An 18,812-nucleotide genomic window follows, 5' to 3' on the forward strand; every position below is an offset into this window, starting at 1 on the left:
TTTAAGTTTTGTTAGACCATAGTAGAGACTTTCCATAAAGGGTCTCTACAAAAATAGAAGTTTAAGTTTTGTTAGACCATAGTAGAGACTTTCCATAAAGGGTCTCTACAAAAATTGCAGTTCTTAGTCTGTGTTCCATTTTGATAAAAACCACTATAATTTTGCGCGATCGCCTCTTTGGGTTGAGGTGAGGAATTTTGATTGGCGATCGCTCTAAGAACAAAATCAAAATATAGATCGAGCATTATTGAGGGCTTGCTGATTAATTCTCAAAGCATTTACAGATAAGAGCTTCAGCCTTTTTATACTGAAAAAAAGTGCAACTTTTTAAGCTTGAGCTGCCAAAAAGTTAGGATTTTGGGCAGACAAGGATAGAAAAATCAAGGGACAATTATTCCGACTACCTCCTCTATAATTCCCATTTATTCTGACTCGGTCCTCCTGACTTCCCCTCCACCGGAGGGGTTAGGGGTGGGTTGACTCCTACCCATAGCAAAAGACTTTATTCAGCAAACCCTATTTAGGCATTTCTGGAATATTTGATCTTGAAGAGAATTTTTTTTACTCTATAAAAAAGAAATTTGTCAATGGCTATAATTGCTTAAGCACCGATACTTGTTCAAAATTTGTTTTTTTGAGATTTATTCATCCGTGGAGAAAGTATAAATTTTTGCACCCTATATTGACGAAAAATAGAAGGTTGTAGCTTTTTCTAGACAAAACTTTTTATTTTTAAACAGAAGACTGACACAATATACTATGTATCTATATGATACCAAATCGCTGAAATAACGCAAGTCCGTGAAATATTTTGTAATAATTAGCTAAAACAAGAGATTTTTTTGATAAGCAGAAAAAATTATAAGAGTTAATTTTATTGTTTAAATTTATATTTTGGCGTTATGGCGGGAAACTGTTTTTTGATTTTAGTAATGGAATGCTAATCTTACTTTTGACTTTTGACTTTTAATTTCCGTGAAATGGTAGAAGAGGGCAATCGCGACTCCTGCAGGAAAGTGAAGATTTGAGAGTTATTTTGAGTTGTCATAAATTAGAGATTTTTTCAGGAAATAAGGGAAGCAAATGGAAAATATCTCTAACAAAATGCGCCGACAAAGAAAGATTTTTGGCAACTGGTCTAAATCTCAATTAACTCATAAAAAAAAGAGATGTTTAATAATAAATTTGCGATCGCCACTGTCACAAAACCAGATTAGAAAACCACATACATAATAGAGAGGTGAAATTAAGTCTTGAATTAGGACAAATACTCTCTAATAAATACATTTATTCTTGAGTAATTAAATTAGTTTTGTTTATTGGTCAGCTCTCTCAAGATTTTGGGAGAGTATTTTATCCAGAATTTGAGTAATTTTGGAATTGATTTAGAAATTACTTTCTTTGGCTTCTGATGATCGAGTCTGCTAGATGTCTAATCAGAAAAACAGTCTCTTGCAGGTTGGGTTGAGAGACCTGAGATTGCTTCTCAAAGGTTAACCCAACAAAAAATATATTTGTTGGGCTGAACTTAATTTGCCTACCTACAATATCCTGGCTAAATTATCAGAACATGACAGCAGACTTTTTTCAGATTTTACTTATTACACAATTAATCTAATTGTAGAAGATTTACCAATTTAGAAGATTCTTGTCTTGAATCAGACTTTTTTGCTTTGCTGTTAGTTGGTAAGACTCCAGAGTTTGATGAACAGACAGAAATTATTTAATCCTTAATTACAGAAGAAAAATACTTTTGATAAAGCACTTATTAAAGGATTACTAATATTAAGAGCGATCGCCTCCTCAAAATATAAGGCCATTGTAGGAAGCGATCACCTAACTTATTAAAACAACTAACGTTTCTCTAACCAACTCAATAAATCTTCCAGACTTTTGAAGTCTAAAAAATCTTCTCCTAAACTTTCTAAATTTTCAATGGATAAATCTTCCACTTGACTACTTATAGTTACTGAAATTTCTCCAAAACACTTTTTCAGTTGACGCATGATTAAGACTATTGTTTGATTAAGTCGTCCTTGTTCTACCGCATAAATTATTCGCCCTCTTTAATCTTGCAAGGTTATTCCCCGACGGTCAACTATATCTAGTTCTTCTGCCGTCATATTAATTTTATTGGCAATATTTAAAGCCATTTCTATCTCTGATACTTCTCCCAAATTTTCTGGTATTTCATGCAAAGTAGCTGCCTCTTTCAAAAAATAAATCAACTTATCAGTCAAACTATTCAACTCTGACAAAGTTCTCTTAAACTTTGGTAATTCTACAAAAATTAACCGCAATTCTCGCTCCAGGCATTCAAACTTTTTGATTTCCTCTTGAAACACAAATTTATTAATCACACCCTCAGTATTATTAAACAGAATAAAATCAGTAATAGTCACCGCAATTGCTGGATTTAATAGAGGATAATCTTCTCCTTTTTCTAATTGATTGGCATAAGCTTTAGCTAGGTTATAAGCTACCCGTTTGCTAAAAGCAGTCATTCGCGCCACTTACATTTCAATTACTACCAGAGAGCCATCTCTTAAAACTGCTTTTATATCTAAATAAGTCTCCTTTAATGATATTATCTGACCGGGATTATAAGGATTGACAATTGTCAAAGATTCAATTACTTTCTCTCCTTCATAAATAATCGCATTCAGAAAGCTAATTAAAATCTCTTTGCTTTGTTCCGATCCAAATATTTTTTTAAAGGCATAATCGACTTTTGGGTTAATAAATCTCATAATACTTTTGATACAGTTAATCTCAGAAGTTATGAAAAATATTGTAGCTATAGAAGGCAAAGATTAGTATAATATAGAAATTTTAACAAAAAATCAGTTCAAAATAGCATCAAAAGCTTATACAGTAAAGGTTTTACATCTAATCAGGATGTTTGTTGATATATCTAGGTTTGAGCCATTTTTAGCCTGTTCATATATTACCGAGAAATTGTGGTCTGAAGCCTCCTCTTTTAAGGGAATAAAAAAGAGAATATTCTATATTTCAAGCCTCCTTATTGCAGAGGTACTGATAACTAATAACTGATAACTGAAATTACCCTTGCCCCTATTGGGTTTGAAGCCATTTTCACTGCATACAAATATCAAAGTACCGTTAGAGTCCTGGCTGAGTTTTGTGAAGATTCGATGAAAACAAGCCTTTCTGATTTCTGGAAATCTACTATAAGTTTTACTTATGATTATAAAGTATCTCCGTTGTTATAAGGTTTTTTTTCTTCATATCAAATTGAGCATTTAACAAAAATCTAAGAGACTGTTTGTAAAAAAAAGCTATGTAAAAAAAAGCTAAAGATGGTCATGAAGAGGTATTTAAGGTAGGAAAATAAAAAAATCAATGATGAGTGTCAAAGTGGCGTTGCACAGTGACGAATGATTATGAGAATTGAGGAACTTGACGATGTTTCAAACAATAGATCAGCAGGTGAATTGATCTGTAAAACATAATCAATGGACTTGGAATAACACAAAGTTTTACGATGTAACCTAGCGTGCGTAGTGTCAATGACGGCAGTTTTCTCCTTCTACTCTGGTCATCGCTGCGGGTGCTTACTAGGTGAAGCGTGCTCCGCACCGAACTTCGCGAACGCAATCGTCGATTAAACAGGGATCAACCTGATATCCATCTGTAATCTCAAGAAAACCGGCCCAGGCGTGAATCATCTGCCACAATATAGTGAAGGTAACTAACGAGCGAGCGCCCCCGTACAAACTTCAGAATTCCTGGCATTTTGCTGTTGACTACTCTCCAGACCCAAATTTGGTTTTTTTTGAGCCAATAAAAGTTTGTAGTTCATCTAGCGTGAGCTGTTTGAGGTATTTCATAGTTACTATCGGGAATCTGTGCTTGGTGCAAGTCGTACCCAGTTGAGCACTGTGTTATGGGAAATACCAGTCACTCTCTCAATGGCTCCCAATCCCATGGCAAATAGGGACATTTTCACACAAAGCTCTTTAAGATCAGAACTATAACCCGCAGGACAGGGGCTTTCTCGCGCATTGACGGCCACAGTTAGGGCACAGATAACTCTGTTTGCCCTGACGATGACCATTTTTCACTACTTTATGACTTTGACAATCAGGACAGTCCATCTGTCTAGAAAATTCTAGAATATCATTCTCTATTGTGCAACACCCAAATTTTTTATTTTTATCAAAATATAGCACTACACATTAAGGTGTTTGACATAAATAAAAGCTGAAACCCTTTTGTATTCGCCTGTTGCCTATTGCCTGTTGCCTGTTGCCTTGCGCGTAGCGCTATAATTGGGTCGTACCACCCCGCTTTGGCGAAATATTTTTGGAGGGTTGCTCATCTATCCCCATGACAAAAATAATTTCTGTAGGTCGCCCTACCCACAGCGACTTTATCTGACTTCTAACTTCTGGCTTCTGACTTCGTTAAGATGGTCTCTAATTTGGTATATTTATTATTTAGTTATACTCAACTTTGGGAGCAGTTATTGTAGTGGTGAAAACAGGATTTTTAGTATTGGTATTAATATTGGCTGTCGTAGGTATTTTACCAATTCATATTGATTTAGCTCAAGCACAGGAAAATACTGTAAACTATACTCTTACAGATTTAAACTATCGAGATTTTTCTAATAAAGATTTGCAAGGTACTTCCTTTGCTGGTGCAGAAATGCGGGGTGCAAATTTTCAAGGGGCAAATATGCAACGAACAATTATTACTAAGGGAGACTTTTTTCGGGCAAACTTAAGTGAAACAGATTTTACTGATACTTTTGCAGATCGAGTCACTTTCGATCAAACTGACTTAACTAATGCTATTTTTACAGATGCTATGTTGAGTAGTAGCACCTTCAGTAATGCAGTGGTGACAGGGGCAGATTTTTCTCGAGCAATAGTAGACCGCTATCAGGTAAAATTAATGTGTAAAAATGCTTCAGGAATTAATCCTATTACAGGAGTAGCTACCCGCGATAGTTTGGGGTGTCCTCCTAAACTCTAATTTTGATAAATTGAGGTTCTTTTTTCATCAACATAACAAATATAGCAGAAGGAAGAAAGAAGAAGTTTGATTATTGATATTCCCAAGTTTGTAGCTATTTCATAAGTCAAATACAGTAATAGTGACTGCTATATATCCAGCATGAAACTGTTGAAGAAAAATAACCAATTCACTTACTAAAGTGCTTATACCATGTCCGGATGATTAAGTATAATAAAAATGTTCTGTTGAAGCGATCTTGAAGGAATATCCCAAATTTCTGCTCTGTTTCCAGTATTCTCACTTGAATTTACACCTACGACCTACCACCTAATATCATGTTCGGTTGAATACTTATAATATCTGTGGACCAAAGGCAGAAGGCAGAGGGCAGCTATGCTGAAGGGAAAGAGCAAGGTTAGAAGGCAGAAGGTTTATTATAACTGATTATCCGAACATGATATAAGAACTTTATTATAACTAATTAAACGGACATGATATTACGGATACTCAAGAGACCATCCCTGTGAACTGAAGCAACTTATATTTTCTCTGATGTTCAGTGGCGATGGGAATTTAATTAGATGTCTTATTTTTCTTTTAATCCTTATTCCTGATTTCTTTTTTTCTATCTATACTTTTCTGCCAATCAATAAATAAGTTTTCATTTCACCCTTACCTTTAACTACTATGGAACCGCGTTCCTTAAAAATATACTGATTATGTAAGAGATCGTAAGTTTTTGTCGAAACTTGAATCGTACCGGGAATTCCATGAGATTCCATGCGACTGGCAGTATTCACTGCATCACCCCAGAGGTCGTAAATATACTTTTTCGTGCCAATGACCCCAGCAACAACAGGTCCGGTGTTAATGCCAATGCGGATACAGAGTTCAAAATTATGCTGTAAATTAAATTTGCTGATTTCTTGTTGCATATCAAGAGCCATTTCTGCAGCAGCTTTGGCATGGTCTGCTCGTGGAGTAGGTAGACCACTAGCAACCATGTAAGCATCTCCGATAGTTTTAATTTTTTCTAACCCGTGGCGATCGCTCAACTTATCAAATTCTGAAAAAATTTTATTGAGCAATATTACCAAATCTTCCGGTAGAATTTTTTCTGAGAGTTGAGTAAAACCAACAAGATCAGCTGAATTAATCCTGATGAAAAATCTTAATCCAGAAAGCAATTTGAGAAATTTTTTCGATTCTCAAGATTTACCTTTAGAAAAGCAAAATATTTTTCCAGGAGAAGTATTCAGTCATCCTGTTAATTTTGACACAGGTATTCGACATTTATTACCACGATATGATGAAATGTTGGATGTCATAGTGCGTTGTGTGCAAAAAAATAGCGATCGCATTTTGGAACTTGGTTGTGGTACTGGGGAACTAAGTTTAAAGCTATTACATAAATATCCTAACGCACAGATAGTAGCGGTGGATTATTCTCCACGGATGCTAGAATTTGCCCAAACTTAAGATTGATGCTGCTGGGTATACAGATAGATGGACTGAAATAGAAATGGATTTTGGTGAGTGGGCAAATAACGCTGATTTATCATCCCCTATTGGTGATGGTTTTAATGCTTGTGTATCATCTCTCGCTATTCATCATCTGAGCGATAGTATGAAATTAAAATTATTTCAAAAGATTAGAAAAAGCTTAAATTATGGAGGTTGTTTTTGGAATGCCGATCCTGTTTTGCCTGCAACTACAGAATTAGCAGAGGTGTTTAAACATATACAGCAGGAGTGGGCAATAAGTCAAGGAACTACTTTAACAGAAGTTCATGCCAAAATGGGTACTAGCAATTCTTATGGTTATTCTAATCAAGACCAATTAGCTAGTTTGTCTGCCCATTTGGAGATGTTAACAACAGCTAATTTTATACCTGTAGCTGTTCCTTGGAAATATTATAAATTTGCAGTATTTGGTGGTTTTGTTTAGAATGATTTCTGTGTTTAATATAATATCCGTTTAATAGTGATATGGAAAAAATATATTAAATGCTGAATGGTTACATAAAAGTAGGAATTTTCAGCAATGATTTGAATTATTGAAAGTTATATTGAAGAAGGCTTTAGGCTTTAGGTGAAAACAGCTTACCCTGCTACTTAAAACCTAACACCTTTAGAGTTTAACAAGGATAAATACTGACAATTATCAAGTAAAATACCTCTGTTTTTTTATAGAATTGCCAACTTATCAGTTGCCTTAATTAGAGCATTTATAATTCCTGGTTCAGAAACTGAATGTCCTGCATCTGGCACTACGATAAATTCAGCTTCCGGCCAAGCTTGATGTAACTCCCAAGCTGATACCATCGGACAAACAATATCATATCTTCCTTGTACGATTACTCCTGGGATATGCCGAATTTTATAGACATTTTTTAATAACTGTTCTTCATGTTCAAAAAAACATTTGTTAATAAAATAATGACATTCTATTCTAGCAAAAGCTAAAGCAAAATAACTATCCCCAAACTGTTGTGATACGTTTGAATTTGGAATTAATTTACTGGTACTTCCTTCCCAAATTGACCAAGCGCGTGCTGCTTCTAATTGAACTTTTTCATCAGTACTGGTTAATCTTTGGTAATAAGCCTTAACTAAATCACCTCTTTCTTCTATAGGAATAGGTTTTAAATATTCCTCCCAAGCATCAGGAAAAATATTACTTGCACCCTCTTGATAAAACCAAGAAATTTCTTTCGGGCGCACCATAAAAATACCTCGTAAAATTAAGCCTATGCAATTTTCTGGATGAGTTTGACTATAAGCTAATGCTAGAGTACTTCCCCAACTACCTCCAAACACCACCCATTTTTCAATACTGAGATGAACTCGTAGTTTTTCTATATCACTGACTAAATCCCAGGTAGTATTTTGAGATAGTTCAGCATGGGGAGTACTACGGCCACAACCTCGTTGGTCAAATAGTATAATTCGCCATTTTTTGGGGTCAAAATATTGACGATAAAGAGGTATCATTCCACCACCTGGTCCACCATGTAAAAAGACTACTGGTTTACCTTGGGGGTTGCCACATTCTTCATAATAAATAGTGTGAATATCGGAAACTTTGAGATTGCCTCTTTGATAGGGTTGAATGGGTGGATAAAGTTCTCGCATGGTTATATTTCAAGATTTATATTAATATTTTAGAGAAAATTTAGGCTAAATAATATTTATTTCAACTGTTAATTATTAATTAAAATAACTTTTAGTATAAAAAAAGTAACATACTATTATGAATAGTCCTAATGTAAGCATTTCCTACGGAATGCTGCGCAAACAGCTATTAGCAGTCAGCTATCAGCAAAAAGACTTTCTCTTTAAGAACAGTGTTTAAATTAACAACTAACTTTAAGGTCAAGGGAACTAACTTTTGTGGGGATACAATTAATAAAGCTTTGATCGTAAACTAAAAGCAATAACTGATAGCTGATAGCTGACGGCTGAATGCATACGTCCTAATAAATTAAAGATTTTTGAAACAACCCTAGATTCACATTAGGAAAGCCAAAAAATTAAGAATTTATAACTCAAAAACAAAGTCAGGACTTACACATAAAGTAGGAAAAACTGGGATTTGAGGTTGCTGCCCTGTGGGTAACAATGATGAAAATATATTATACTGCGTAAGTCCTAAAAGTGTTATCGCCTACAGCGTCGTGAGTAGATGTATCCTCTGCCTTAGAGCTGCGATCGCACTTCTGCCATTATTCAAAGAATAGCATACGATACTTATATTTTGATTTTTCAAGGAGTGATAGGTATCACTTACTTGTAGATTTCATGATGTCATTATTTAGAAATATCCAATTATAAAAAATAAAATTAATTTTCGTAAATAAATTATTAATTATTTCCGCATACTCCCTACTCCTTACTACCTATTTTCTAGAGATATTTATTAATACTAAGTAATATCTTTCCTGTTTAACCTATAGGCGAAATTGATGTATAGGCAACTAGCTGGACATATATTCCTGAAATTCGAGAATTCAGGAATTAGTCTACACATACCTATACAACTATTAATCTATATAAAATCTATTGAGGATGCAATTCTATTTATTTAATTTAACTTATAATAGACTCAGTTTGTGAAACTTTCCCTACAAATATCCAAGTTAAACGTAAAGCTAAAAAAACTATTAACTTACAATAGGCCATTATGATAATGCTCAAAAATGACTCTCACACTTTATCTTCCCTCAAACGTCAAGTGGTGTTTGACGAAGACCCAGAACAGCGAATAGCAGCATTGGAAAAGCTAGCCATAGAATGGAAAAATCACCCGGATACTGTAGCTATTCTTAAACAATTAGCTATATCCGATGGATGTCCAGATGTGCGGAGAGCTGCAACAGAATATCTTGTCCAAGGCAGGCAAAACGATCCTAATATTTTACCTTTTCTTAAACAATTTGTAGTATCTAACAATGAATATTGGTGGGTACAAGAAGCCATACTTACCCAATTAACTACAGGTTGGCATGACGATCCAAATACGATCGCTTTCCTGAAACAACTGATTTTGGCAGATCAATATCGTTCCTCAAATGTACGTTATGCAGCATTAAAACAGTTAGCCCAAAACTGGCAAAATGAGCCAGATACCCTAGCATTTTTGAAACAACGAGCTGTATCCGATGTTGATGAAGCTTTGCGGGAAACAGCAGTAGAACTTTTAGCTGAAGGTTGGCAAGATATAGATACTCTCACCTGGCTAAGACAAAGAGCAGAATCAGATAAACATTGGGGAGTACGTTTAACCATCATAGAAAAATTAAATCAAGATGGGAAGTACGACCGCAAGACTTTAGCTTGGCTCAAAGGAATGGCAATGTCTGATCCAAGCCCTTATGTGGCTTCAGAAGCAGTATTCAAGTTAGCTAAACTGGCAAAAGATGACATCGATACTGGAACTATTCTGAAACAATTGGCTTTGTCTGCTCAAGCTTCAGAGGTAAGACGAGCTGCGATGAGTCAACTAGCAGAAAATTTGGGAAGCGATCCAGATACGCTATTAACCCTCAAACAACTGGCAGAATTTGACCAGTGTTCTCATGTCCGACTTGCAGCAGTGGAACAGTTAGTAACAGATTGGAAGGAAAATTCTGATACAGTAGCTATTATGAAAAAGTTGGCTATATCAGACACAGCTTCAGAAGTGCGAAAAGCAGCAATGGGCTATTTAATCGAAAACTGGCAAAAAGACTCTGATACAGTAGCTATTCTGAAACAGGTTGTGCAGTCAGATGAATGTTGGCGGATGCGAGAACTGGCAGTAGTACAGTTGGGTGCATTTTGGCAACATGACCCAGATGTGTTGACTTTTCTCAAACAGCAGGCTGAGTCTCCTGAGTGCTGGGTAGTGGGAGAGATAGCAGTAGCACAATTAACTGTTGGGTGGAAAGATGACCCTAGTGTTTTAGCTCTCCTGAAAAAATTGGCTCTGTCTAACTCTGATGCACGAGTGGCTGCAATACGAGAATTATCTATCGGTTGGAAAGATGACCCTGATACTTTGAGTATTCTCAAACAAGTCGTTTTCCAAGATGATTGTTGGCACGCTAGGAAGTTAGCAGTTGAACAACTAGCTACTGCTTGGCATGACGATCCTGAGACTTTTGAAGTAGTCAAAAAAGTTGCTTTGTCTGACGATCGCCACGATGTACAAATTGCAGCAATGGAGATGTTGGTCACAGGTTGGAAAGATCACCCAGAGGCGATCGCTACAATTAAACAAGCAGCATTATCCGATAAATTTTCAGAAGTACGCATAGCAGCAATGGAATTGTTAGCTACTACTTGGAAAAATGACGGTGATACTTTGGCAACTCTGCAACAAATTGCTGTATCTGACGGATGTTCAGATGTGCGAGTAGCAGCAGTCGTTAAACTAGGCAATGATGGTAAGGACGATCCTAATATCTTAGCTTGGCTCAAACAACAAGCAGTTGACGATCCGTGTTCTTATGTGCAACAGGCAACAATGGAACAGTTAGCTACAGATTGGAAAGACGATCCCGACACTCTAAATATTATCAAACAACTGGTTGTGTCTGGCAATTGTTCACAGCTACAACAGTCAGCAGTACTACAATTAGCTACTACTTGGAAGGATGACCCTGAGACCATGTCTGCTCTCAAAAAGCTGGCTGTATCAGCTCAATGTCCAGATTTACAACAGCTAGCAATGCAACAATTAGCTCTTGGTTGGAAAGATGACCCTGATACTTTTACTATTCTCAAACAAAGGGTAGAGTCTACAGATGAACGAGAAGTACGACAAGCAGCAATGCAGCAATTAGCTCTCGGTTGGAAGCATAACCCTGAGACATTAGCGTTATTTAAAAAATTAGCTATTTCTGACGAGGATGTGTGCGTCCGGCAAACAGCAGTGGTTGAGTTAGGTATTTGTTGGCAATATGACCCTGAGGTAATAGAAATTATCAAACAAGTAGCTATGAGCGATCGTAGTTTTTATGTGCGACAAACTGCTTTAGAATTATTTGCTATGCTGGGAAAAAACGATCCTTTTGCGGTTATTATGCTCAAAAAACTAGCTGAGTCTGATGAGAATTTTTATGTACGACGTTCAGCAATACAGCAGTTAGCTTTAGGTTGGCATGATGAACCAGGAATGTTTGAATTTTTCTGCACTCGCACATACTCCGATCCATTTGTACGCCAGGAGGAGTGGGAAGATAACCCGCGCCAAACTGCTTTAGAGGCAATTCTCGAACAATATCAAGAGAATACTCAGATTCTCCAGATATTGAGCGATCGAGCCGAAAATGACTCAGATGAGCAAGTGCAAAAGTTTGCCCTGAAAACTTTAAAAGGATTTTAGCGGACATAGGCTATATCTGCAACAAGTTTCAAGCAGTATAATATCATGTTCGGTTGAATACTTATAATATCTGTGGACCAAAGGCAGAAGGCAGAGGGCAGCTATGCTGAAGGGAAAGAGCAAGGTTAGAAGGCAGAAGGTTTATTATAACTGATTATCCGCAATTCGTAGCTCCCCCGGAGGGGAACATGATATAAGTAAGGTGTGTGACGATAATAGACTCATAGTTGAGCCATCACGCACCTTTAATATCATGTCCGTTGGTATCGTTTGTGTAAAATCAAGGGTGAATATCTACAGGAAATTTACGTTTTTTCCAGCTTTTAAGCCTTTTTTCCAGCTTTTAAGCCTTCTTCCCTCTTCCTTACCTTCACGCTTACAATACCGATGCTACCGGACATGATATAATATTAAGTTTTGGGGCGTTGCTGAATAAATTTATGATTAGGAGAAAGATAAATTATATAGAATCTGGTTATACAGTATATGTTTATAATTCTATCCACACTTTCTCCACCTCCCCACACTCCCCACCCCCAATATTTAAATCGTTAAGTTGCCAGTGGTGACTGAATTCAATTTTTCTGTATTGCTTTCTAAAAGAAATTCACCGATACCGATAATACCATTGAGGGGGGTTCGTAGTTCGTGAGAAGTGTTGGCTAAAAATTCGTCTTTGAGGCGATCGAGTTGCTTGAGTTGTTCGTTGTTTGCTTCTAGAGATTTAAAGGAATTTTTCAGTTGGTTTGCCATACAATTAAAAGAGTGAGTCAGTTCTCCCACTTCATCGTTACGGTTAATGTGGAGTTGAGTTTCCCATTTACCTTGAGTAATTTTTTTGGCAGCACAATTAAGTTTGAGTATAGGTGCGGTAACTAAACGTACTGTCATAATTACTACTACACTTTGCAGCTTTTTAATACGCTGACCTTCTTTATTTACGAGATAATCGACACGATTGGGAAAATCTTCAAATACTTTTATATTTAGAGTACCATCTATATTTCGTCTGCCTTGAGCATATTCTCCATTTTCATAGTCACCTGCAAAATAAATAGCAGAAACAAATTTATACAATTGAATTTGTTTAATGAAATGAAAGGCTAAAGTATCAATATTGGTGGTATTTAGTTGTTCGAGTTGAATAGCATTGATATTACTTTGAACAATAATATGAGGGTATTCTAGACAATGATTTAGGTGGTCTTCAACACGGTTTGTAACTTCATGTTCCCATTGACTTGCTAATCGATTAACTGCTTTTTCTCCATTTCTAAAAGAAAGATAACCAATTAATGCAAATGTTGTTAATATTTGTCAAACAAAAGGTACAATAAAAACGTTGCGCAGGGAATTTTTTCTAGTATTCTCGATCGAGAAATCTTGATTTATAGATGCCATAGTCTTTAAAATAGAGGGAATAGGTAATAGGGAATAGGGATAAATAATTGATAATTTATGGATAATAATTGATTTTATTTTGATTTTTTGGAGATGTCTATTAGACTCAATTTTATCTACATACAGCAGTTTCCGAAGTTATCAAAATAATGTGGGTCTAAAACCCCGCCTTTTAAGGCGCAATATTTTTGGAGAGTTGCTCACGCATCCCCTACTTCCCCTCCTGGCTCCCCTCCTGGGAGGAGCGGGGGTGGGTTGGGTTAGGGGTGGGTTAACTTCTGACTTCTGACTTCGTTAAGAGGTACATATATTGATTTTTAGGGAGTAGGAAAGATGGGAATTAGGGTAGTGAACAAGCACAAAATATTGACCCCGTCAGTTGTACCACATTAGTTTAAAATATGCTGTATTTTTAGATTATAGCAATTCCCAAAAAGCATGAGCTACAAAATTATAGGTTTTGGGGAATATAAAAAGTAAAAAGTGCAGTAAAAGACTACTTTACCGAATAATTAATAATGAATAATTAGGGTTTGCTGAGAAAGTCTTATGAGTGAAGGAAGGAGTCAGGAGTCAGGAGAAATGGGAATTATAGAGTAGGTAGTCGGAAAAGTTGTCCCTCAATTTTTCTGCCATAATCATCCCAAAATACTAGCTTTATGCAGCTCTTGCCACTGAAAAGCTGGCACTTTTTTCGACAAAAAAATGCTACAACCAATATCAGTCAATGCTTTGAGAATTAATCAGCAAGCCCTAATTAAAAATTAATAAACGAAGGTAGCGGGAGTTGAACACAGAGGGCAGAAGGAAAAATTTTCCTTTGAGTCAATCCTCTCCTTTCAAAGAAGAGGTAGTTGTTGATTAGGGTTTGCGTATGGAAAGTCTTTTTGCGAGGGTAGACAGTAGGCAGTAGTTAGGAGGTAGAATAAATGGGAATTACAGAGTCAGTGGCCCAAACAATAGTAAGAGTGATTTTTCGGCTTTTGCTACCCGAAAAATACTCACTTTTCAAGCAAGTCGGCCTCCGAAATTTATTGATATATAAAAAGCGCCAAAGAAACCAGAAAAATATATTAGAAACCTGGTACATTATTAGTAATTTATCTTCATCGGAGTAATTAGACATTTGTTTATCTTACCATATATTGTTATCTCCCCCGATTTTTTCACTCTCGCGAAGTTCAAAAAGATATCCTCGTTGTTCGACTACCAAATCATCTACGTACCAAGGTGCTAATAATTTCCCCCCTAACCAAGGAACTATGGATGAGCAAGCAAACAATTTCCAAGGTGAGTCGGCAGGGCAATTGCATTTGGAGTCAACAATTGTCACGCTACTAATATTCATCACAGGTAGAATAATCTCTCTGACTCTTGCTTGCGATCGCGGATCAATACAAACTACCTTACCACCAAACCAAAATGTAACCCAAAGATAACCTGCACGATCTACAGCTAATCCATCAGGTACTCCTTCATGCTCCTGGGAAACGATAAATTGGCGATCGTGGTAAAACTCAGAACAATCACCATTAACAACGAAAACGTGAATCGACCGTTCCAAGCTATCTACAACGTAGAGCGATCGCCCATCTGGGGATAATCCCATACCATTAGCATAGCTTAGTCCCGCAAACATTTCCTGGATTTGTCCTTGGGGATTGCACTTTAGCAGTTTTCCTTTGTCCTTAATACCTGTGGTATCCTCATTAATGGTGTTAAACCAGATGTTTCCTGTTGTGTCGATAATTACATCATTACTAACTAACTTTTTACCCTGATAGGTTTCGATTATTGGTGTTATTTTCTGGGTATGGAGATTAAATTGCACTAGCCCCAACTCTCCAGACAACACCAACGTACCTTTTGTCAATACTGCGACACCGTAACACAAACCAGGTAAGGGAAATCTCTGCACCTGGCAGGTGGTTAAGCACAATTTAATTAGCTGAGGGTTACCGTAGTCTAAGCAAAATAGTTGATTAGTTTCCCCATCGTAGCAAAGTCCCTCACCTCCTTGAAGAGGACAGTCTTGCACAACAGAAACTTGATAGGTTGGGGAGCGTCTTTCTAAGAGTAAGGCATTGCGTAGGTGTTCCCCGTAAAATTGTAGAGCAGCTCGGTTAGCACCCACAAGGTTGAGTTCTGCGAGGGGAGTAGGATGATAGTGAGTGTCTTGAATTTGTTCTCCTGGTTCACAATTAAAAGTAATCAATTGTGAGCAATCAAGAGTTTGTTGAGCAAGGTTAAAATCAAACAGTGTTGAGGCAAGACCACTTTTACGAGTGGAAATATACAGACGACAAGTGGTGATTATTTCTTCTTCTGATCGGTGTTGAGGAGCTTGGGGACAAATTCCCTGAGCTAATTTCAGGGCAGCTTTGGGTAAATTAAAATTCAGACTCTGCTGATATAGAAAGCCAAAGGTTGCACTCATGCGGGCATTTATTTCAATTAAGATCGGGGTATCTTGCCCTTGAAGCCAAAATTCTGCACTGAAAAAGCTGTTATCTAAACCACTATCTTGAATAAAATTAGTCACCCGAGCGTAAATATTTTGCTGTTGTTTACAACTAACTTGAGCAGGAAAAATATAACAATCAACTGAGCCATCTTCGGCTTCCAATGTGTCCACTAAACCGACAAAATGAACCTGTCCTTGATAGACAAAACCATCACAGGTTAAAGGTTGACCAGAAACCATCTCTTCCACTAAAAGGGGAACTTGAGATGTTGTAGCTAGAGGGTATTTTCTGCTATCAATAAATTCTTGGAACAAAACCTGATACATTTGCCACCAAGGTTGATAATTCTTGGCAAGATTGTTGCATAATTCTGGTAACTGTTCTGGTTTATTTATCTTCCCACAAAACATACCGTAACTGGAGCAAACTGGCTTCACAAATAGGGGAAACTTCAGTTTAGTTAAAATCTGCTCATCAATTGTCAATTTCCCTTCATTTTCCCATTGCACAACAGAGTAACCAGGGGCATAGGAATCAATTTTACGGGCATAAAATTTATGAAAACATTGCACCACACTTTCAAAACGAGGACCAAATAAATTAAGCTTTTCACAAACTATTGCTGCTACCAAATTGGCAATATCAAAACTATAGTAAATAGCCACAATTTGATGTGCTTGGGCATAAGCTATCGCATCTTGGCAAAAAGCTACTAAATCTACTCGATCTTTGATTTTCGGTGGGGTAGTTTGTAAACAGGAATATTCTAGGCAATGAAAACAATAATCAGAAAATTCAGCACGATAAAATAACTGTTTTTCATTCTGAGATGGACACAAAACCAAAATAGGAATTAGTTTATCGGATGGATTAATTACAGTTACTGTGGCAACTTTAAGTGTGAACTGAGAATAAATATTTTTTACCATAAACAGTATTTGGCGATCGCAATGTTCCCTGACAAACACACATCAACATCTGTACCGGAATCAGACTTGCGGTTGATATCGTCTCCCACATAAAGATACCCATTCTCTTGCTTCACAAATTCCGTGAGTAGGGGACGGGTACACAGGGAACAGAAGACAATCTCTGGCTCTGGCGATCCCGGCTCTAGGTGGGGAAAATTAACACTCCATAATGTCCCAGGATCGACGGTTTGAGTTAGTAATTCCTGCAACACCCGCACTGTCCATTGGGTGGCTCGCTCCCAGTCTAACTCCCAGTCAGTGCGTTTAAAATGAGAAAAGGCAATGGCAGGAATCCTATGTTGGGTGGCTTCCCTAGCAGCAGCTATGGTTCCTGAAGGATAAATATCTGAACCTAGATTACAACCACCATTAATTCCAGAAACGACAAAATGGATATCGTCATAGAGATAGTTGATGCCCAGACGAACACAATCTGCTGGGGTACTGTCTACACTCACCTCAGTGTCGGAGCGCCATTCTACAGGAATAACGGTGCGAATATTAACCCGATGACCACAGCCAGACTGGTGCTCTTTAGGAGCAACAACTACAATCGGATCAGTGGTTACTTGAAACAATGCTTTGTGTAAGGCTTGAATACCGGGAGCATCAATCCCATCATCATTAGTTACTAAAAAAGTCATAATTTCAGATAATTCAGTGATTTAGTTGCTGTGATAACTTGGTATAGGTAGGAAAGAACGGTTATAATCGCGGTCAAAACCCACCCAATCTACCGGGATGCCACGAAGATAAAGTGCAGCAGTGCTGGTTAACATTTGTTGCCAGTCTATTTCAGTTGGAGACAAACTTGGCAGCCATAAGTACTCAGCATCTGGTAGACACTGGCAACCTCTTCGTAGTAAAGTTGGTTTTGGCCCTATTTCTACGAAAATCTCAATTCCCTCCCTTTTTAGACTATTCATGCCAGCTAAAAACTCCACTGGTTCGATAATCTGACGACACCAATAATCTGGAGAAGTCACTTCCTTTATTACTACTTTCCCCGTCATACTAGAAACTAGCTTAATTTGGGGTGGAGAAAAACTTATTTCTCGGAGCGCCTGCTTAAACTCACCTAACATAGGTTTCATCAAGGGCGAATGGAAAGCAACAGAAGCATTTAGTTTTTTAATTTCAAGTCCCTGTGCTTCTACTGCCGTAGACACTGCGCCCACATCCTCGATTTTGCCAGCAATAGCGACATTTTTGGGGCCGTTGATGGCGCTAATCCAAATAGGACAAGGCTGGGAACCAATAATTGTGCGAACTTCTTGTTCTGATGCTTTTACTGCCACGATCTTACCATCCTTTGGTAATTCTGCCATCAGCCGACTGCGTTCGGCAATCACTTTCAAAACATTTTCCAGACTAAAAACTCCAGCAACACAAGCAGCAGCATATTCCCCTACACTATACCCCATCATTACATCTGGTTTAATTCCCCAAGATTTCCATAGTTCAAACATAGCATACTGTACTGCAAACAATGCTGGTTGGGTATAAGCTGTTTCATCAAGCAGATATTGGGTTGACTCTTCTATTTCTTCTGGAGGATAGAGAATTTCCAATAACGGCTTTTCTAAGTATGGACTAAGAATGTTGTTACAGCGATCGAGTGCTTGTCGGAAAGTCGGTTGAGTTTGGTAGAGTTGGCGACCCATACCTACATACTGATAGCCCTGAGAGGTAAAGAGAAAGGCAATCTTGCTCTTGTTTTCCTGGTTTTCAACAACCCCCATACTCTCTGAGTCAGGTGCCATTAATTTTTCCCGCATCTGTGCCACTGAGGAGGCGATAACTGCCAAGCGATACTTCAGGCACTTACAGCTTATATTGGCAGTAAAACAAATATCCGCCAATTTTTCGTCGGTAGTAGACTCTAAATAGCTAATGTACTTTGCCCTCAATTCCTGCAATTCTATTTCCGTCTTAGCGGATAAAATCAGGAGATGTAAGGGGCGTTCCTCTTTTCTTTTTCCTGGTTTTATATTTGATTGTTGAACTTCACAAAAAACATTCATTCACTTTAGATATCTAGTTAGGGTTTGCGCTCAAAAGTCTTTTTGCTAAGGCAGGGAGTAGAGAGTAGGGAGTAGTTAAGATTCAAGATTTGGAGGTAGT

General features: G+C 37.4%; 11 protein-coding genes and 3 pseudogenes. 4 read left to right on the top strand and 10 right to left on the bottom strand.

The window, feature by feature from the left end:
• Positions 1–71: 71 nt before the first annotated feature.
• From D5R40_RS35140 to D5R40_RS12530, 4 genes and pseudogenes are all read right to left on the bottom strand, one after another.
• A complete protein-coding gene (locus D5R40_RS35140) occupies positions 72–245 on the bottom strand; it encodes a hypothetical protein (protein WP_161564985.1) in 174 nt (57 codons plus the stop codon).
• A 1,608-nt stretch (positions 246–1,853) separates the two neighbouring features.
• Positions 1,854–2,057: a DUF4351 domain-containing protein gene (locus D5R40_RS41990; RefSeq protein ID WP_339379582.1), complete on the bottom strand. Its 204-nt coding sequence runs from the start codon at positions 2,055–2,057 to the stop codon at positions 1,854–1,856.
• Between the two features lie 9 nt (positions 2,058–2,066).
• Positions 2,067–2,750: pseudogene (locus D5R40_RS12525) on the bottom strand (Rpn family recombination-promoting nuclease/putative transposase).
• A 652-nt stretch (positions 2,751–3,402) separates the two neighbouring features.
• Positions 3,403–4,118 (bottom strand): annotated as a pseudogene (locus D5R40_RS12530) (IS1 family transposase).
• 358 nt (positions 4,119–4,476) lie between these two features.
• Here D5R40_RS12530 and D5R40_RS12535 point away from each other — a divergent pair.
• Positions 4,477–5,001: a pentapeptide repeat-containing protein gene (locus D5R40_RS12535; protein ID WP_240038744.1), complete on the top strand. Its 525-nt coding sequence runs from the start codon at positions 4,477–4,479 to the stop codon at positions 4,999–5,001.
• Between the two features lie 611 nt (positions 5,002–5,612).
• Here D5R40_RS12535 and D5R40_RS12540 read toward each other — a convergent pair.
• Positions 5,613–6,131, bottom strand: a pseudogene (locus D5R40_RS12540) (adenylate/guanylate cyclase domain-containing protein); the annotation flags it as partial.
• Positions 6,132–6,144: 13 nt separating this feature from the next.
• On the opposite strand from D5R40_RS12540, the gene D5R40_RS41995 reads away from it, so the two are divergent.
• Together D5R40_RS41995 and D5R40_RS42000 are read left to right on the top strand one after the other, a co-directional pair.
• Positions 6,145–6,462: a class I SAM-dependent methyltransferase gene (locus D5R40_RS41995; RefSeq protein WP_339379578.1), complete on the top strand. Its 318-nt coding sequence runs from the start codon at positions 6,145–6,147 to the stop codon at positions 6,460–6,462.
• Positions 6,449–6,931, top strand: coding sequence for a hypothetical protein (locus D5R40_RS42000; RefSeq protein WP_338043112.1), 483 nt, complete (start codon positions 6,449–6,451; stop codon positions 6,929–6,931). The genes D5R40_RS41995 and D5R40_RS42000 overlap by 14 nt, the downstream gene beginning before the upstream one ends.
• A gap of 239 nt (positions 6,932–7,170) precedes the next feature.
• On the opposite strand, the gene pip is transcribed toward D5R40_RS42000, so the two are convergent.
• The gene (gene pip, locus D5R40_RS12550; protein ID WP_124142814.1) at positions 7,171–8,118 is read right to left on the bottom strand and encodes a prolyl aminopeptidase; all 948 of its coding nucleotides are present in this window, start codon (positions 8,116–8,118) and stop codon (positions 7,171–7,173) included.
• A gap of 1,048 nt (positions 8,119–9,166) precedes the next feature.
• On the opposite strand from pip, the gene D5R40_RS12555 reads away from it, so the two are divergent.
• Positions 9,167–11,851: a HEAT repeat domain-containing protein gene (locus D5R40_RS12555; protein ID WP_124154716.1), complete on the top strand. Its 2,685-nt coding sequence runs from the start codon at positions 9,167–9,169 to the stop codon at positions 11,849–11,851.
• A 543-nt stretch (positions 11,852–12,394) separates the two neighbouring features.
• On the opposite strand, the gene D5R40_RS12560 is transcribed toward D5R40_RS12555, so the two are convergent.
• From D5R40_RS12560 to D5R40_RS12575, 4 genes are all read right to left on the bottom strand, one after another.
• On the bottom strand, positions 12,395–12,928 hold the full coding sequence (locus D5R40_RS12560; RefSeq protein ID WP_240038743.1) for a histidine kinase dimerization/phospho-acceptor domain-containing protein: 534 nt from the start codon (positions 12,926–12,928) through the stop codon (positions 12,395–12,397).
• A 1,459-nt stretch (positions 12,929–14,387) separates the two neighbouring features.
• Positions 14,388–16,646, bottom strand: a complete 2,259-nt coding sequence (locus D5R40_RS12565; RefSeq protein ID WP_124142811.1) for an SMP-30/gluconolactonase/LRE family protein — start codon at positions 16,644–16,646, stop codon at positions 14,388–14,390.
• Complete coding sequence (gene surE / locus D5R40_RS12570; RefSeq protein WP_124142810.1) at positions 16,640–17,332, bottom strand: 5'/3'-nucleotidase SurE; 693 nt, start codon at positions 17,330–17,332, stop codon at positions 16,640–16,642. Before surE ends, D5R40_RS12565 begins: the two co-directional genes overlap by 7 nt.
• A gap of 21 nt (positions 17,333–17,353) precedes the next feature.
• Entirely contained in the window at positions 17,354–18,712 is a 1,359-nt protein-coding gene (locus D5R40_RS12575; protein WP_124142809.1) for an acyltransferase domain-containing protein, read from the bottom strand.
• Positions 18,713–18,812: the final 100 nt, after the last annotated feature.

Source organism: Okeania hirsuta, from assembly GCF_003838195.1.
In the GTDB taxonomy this organism is placed as follows: Bacteria; Cyanobacteriota; Cyanobacteriia; order Cyanobacteriales; family Microcoleaceae; genus Okeania; species Okeania hirsuta.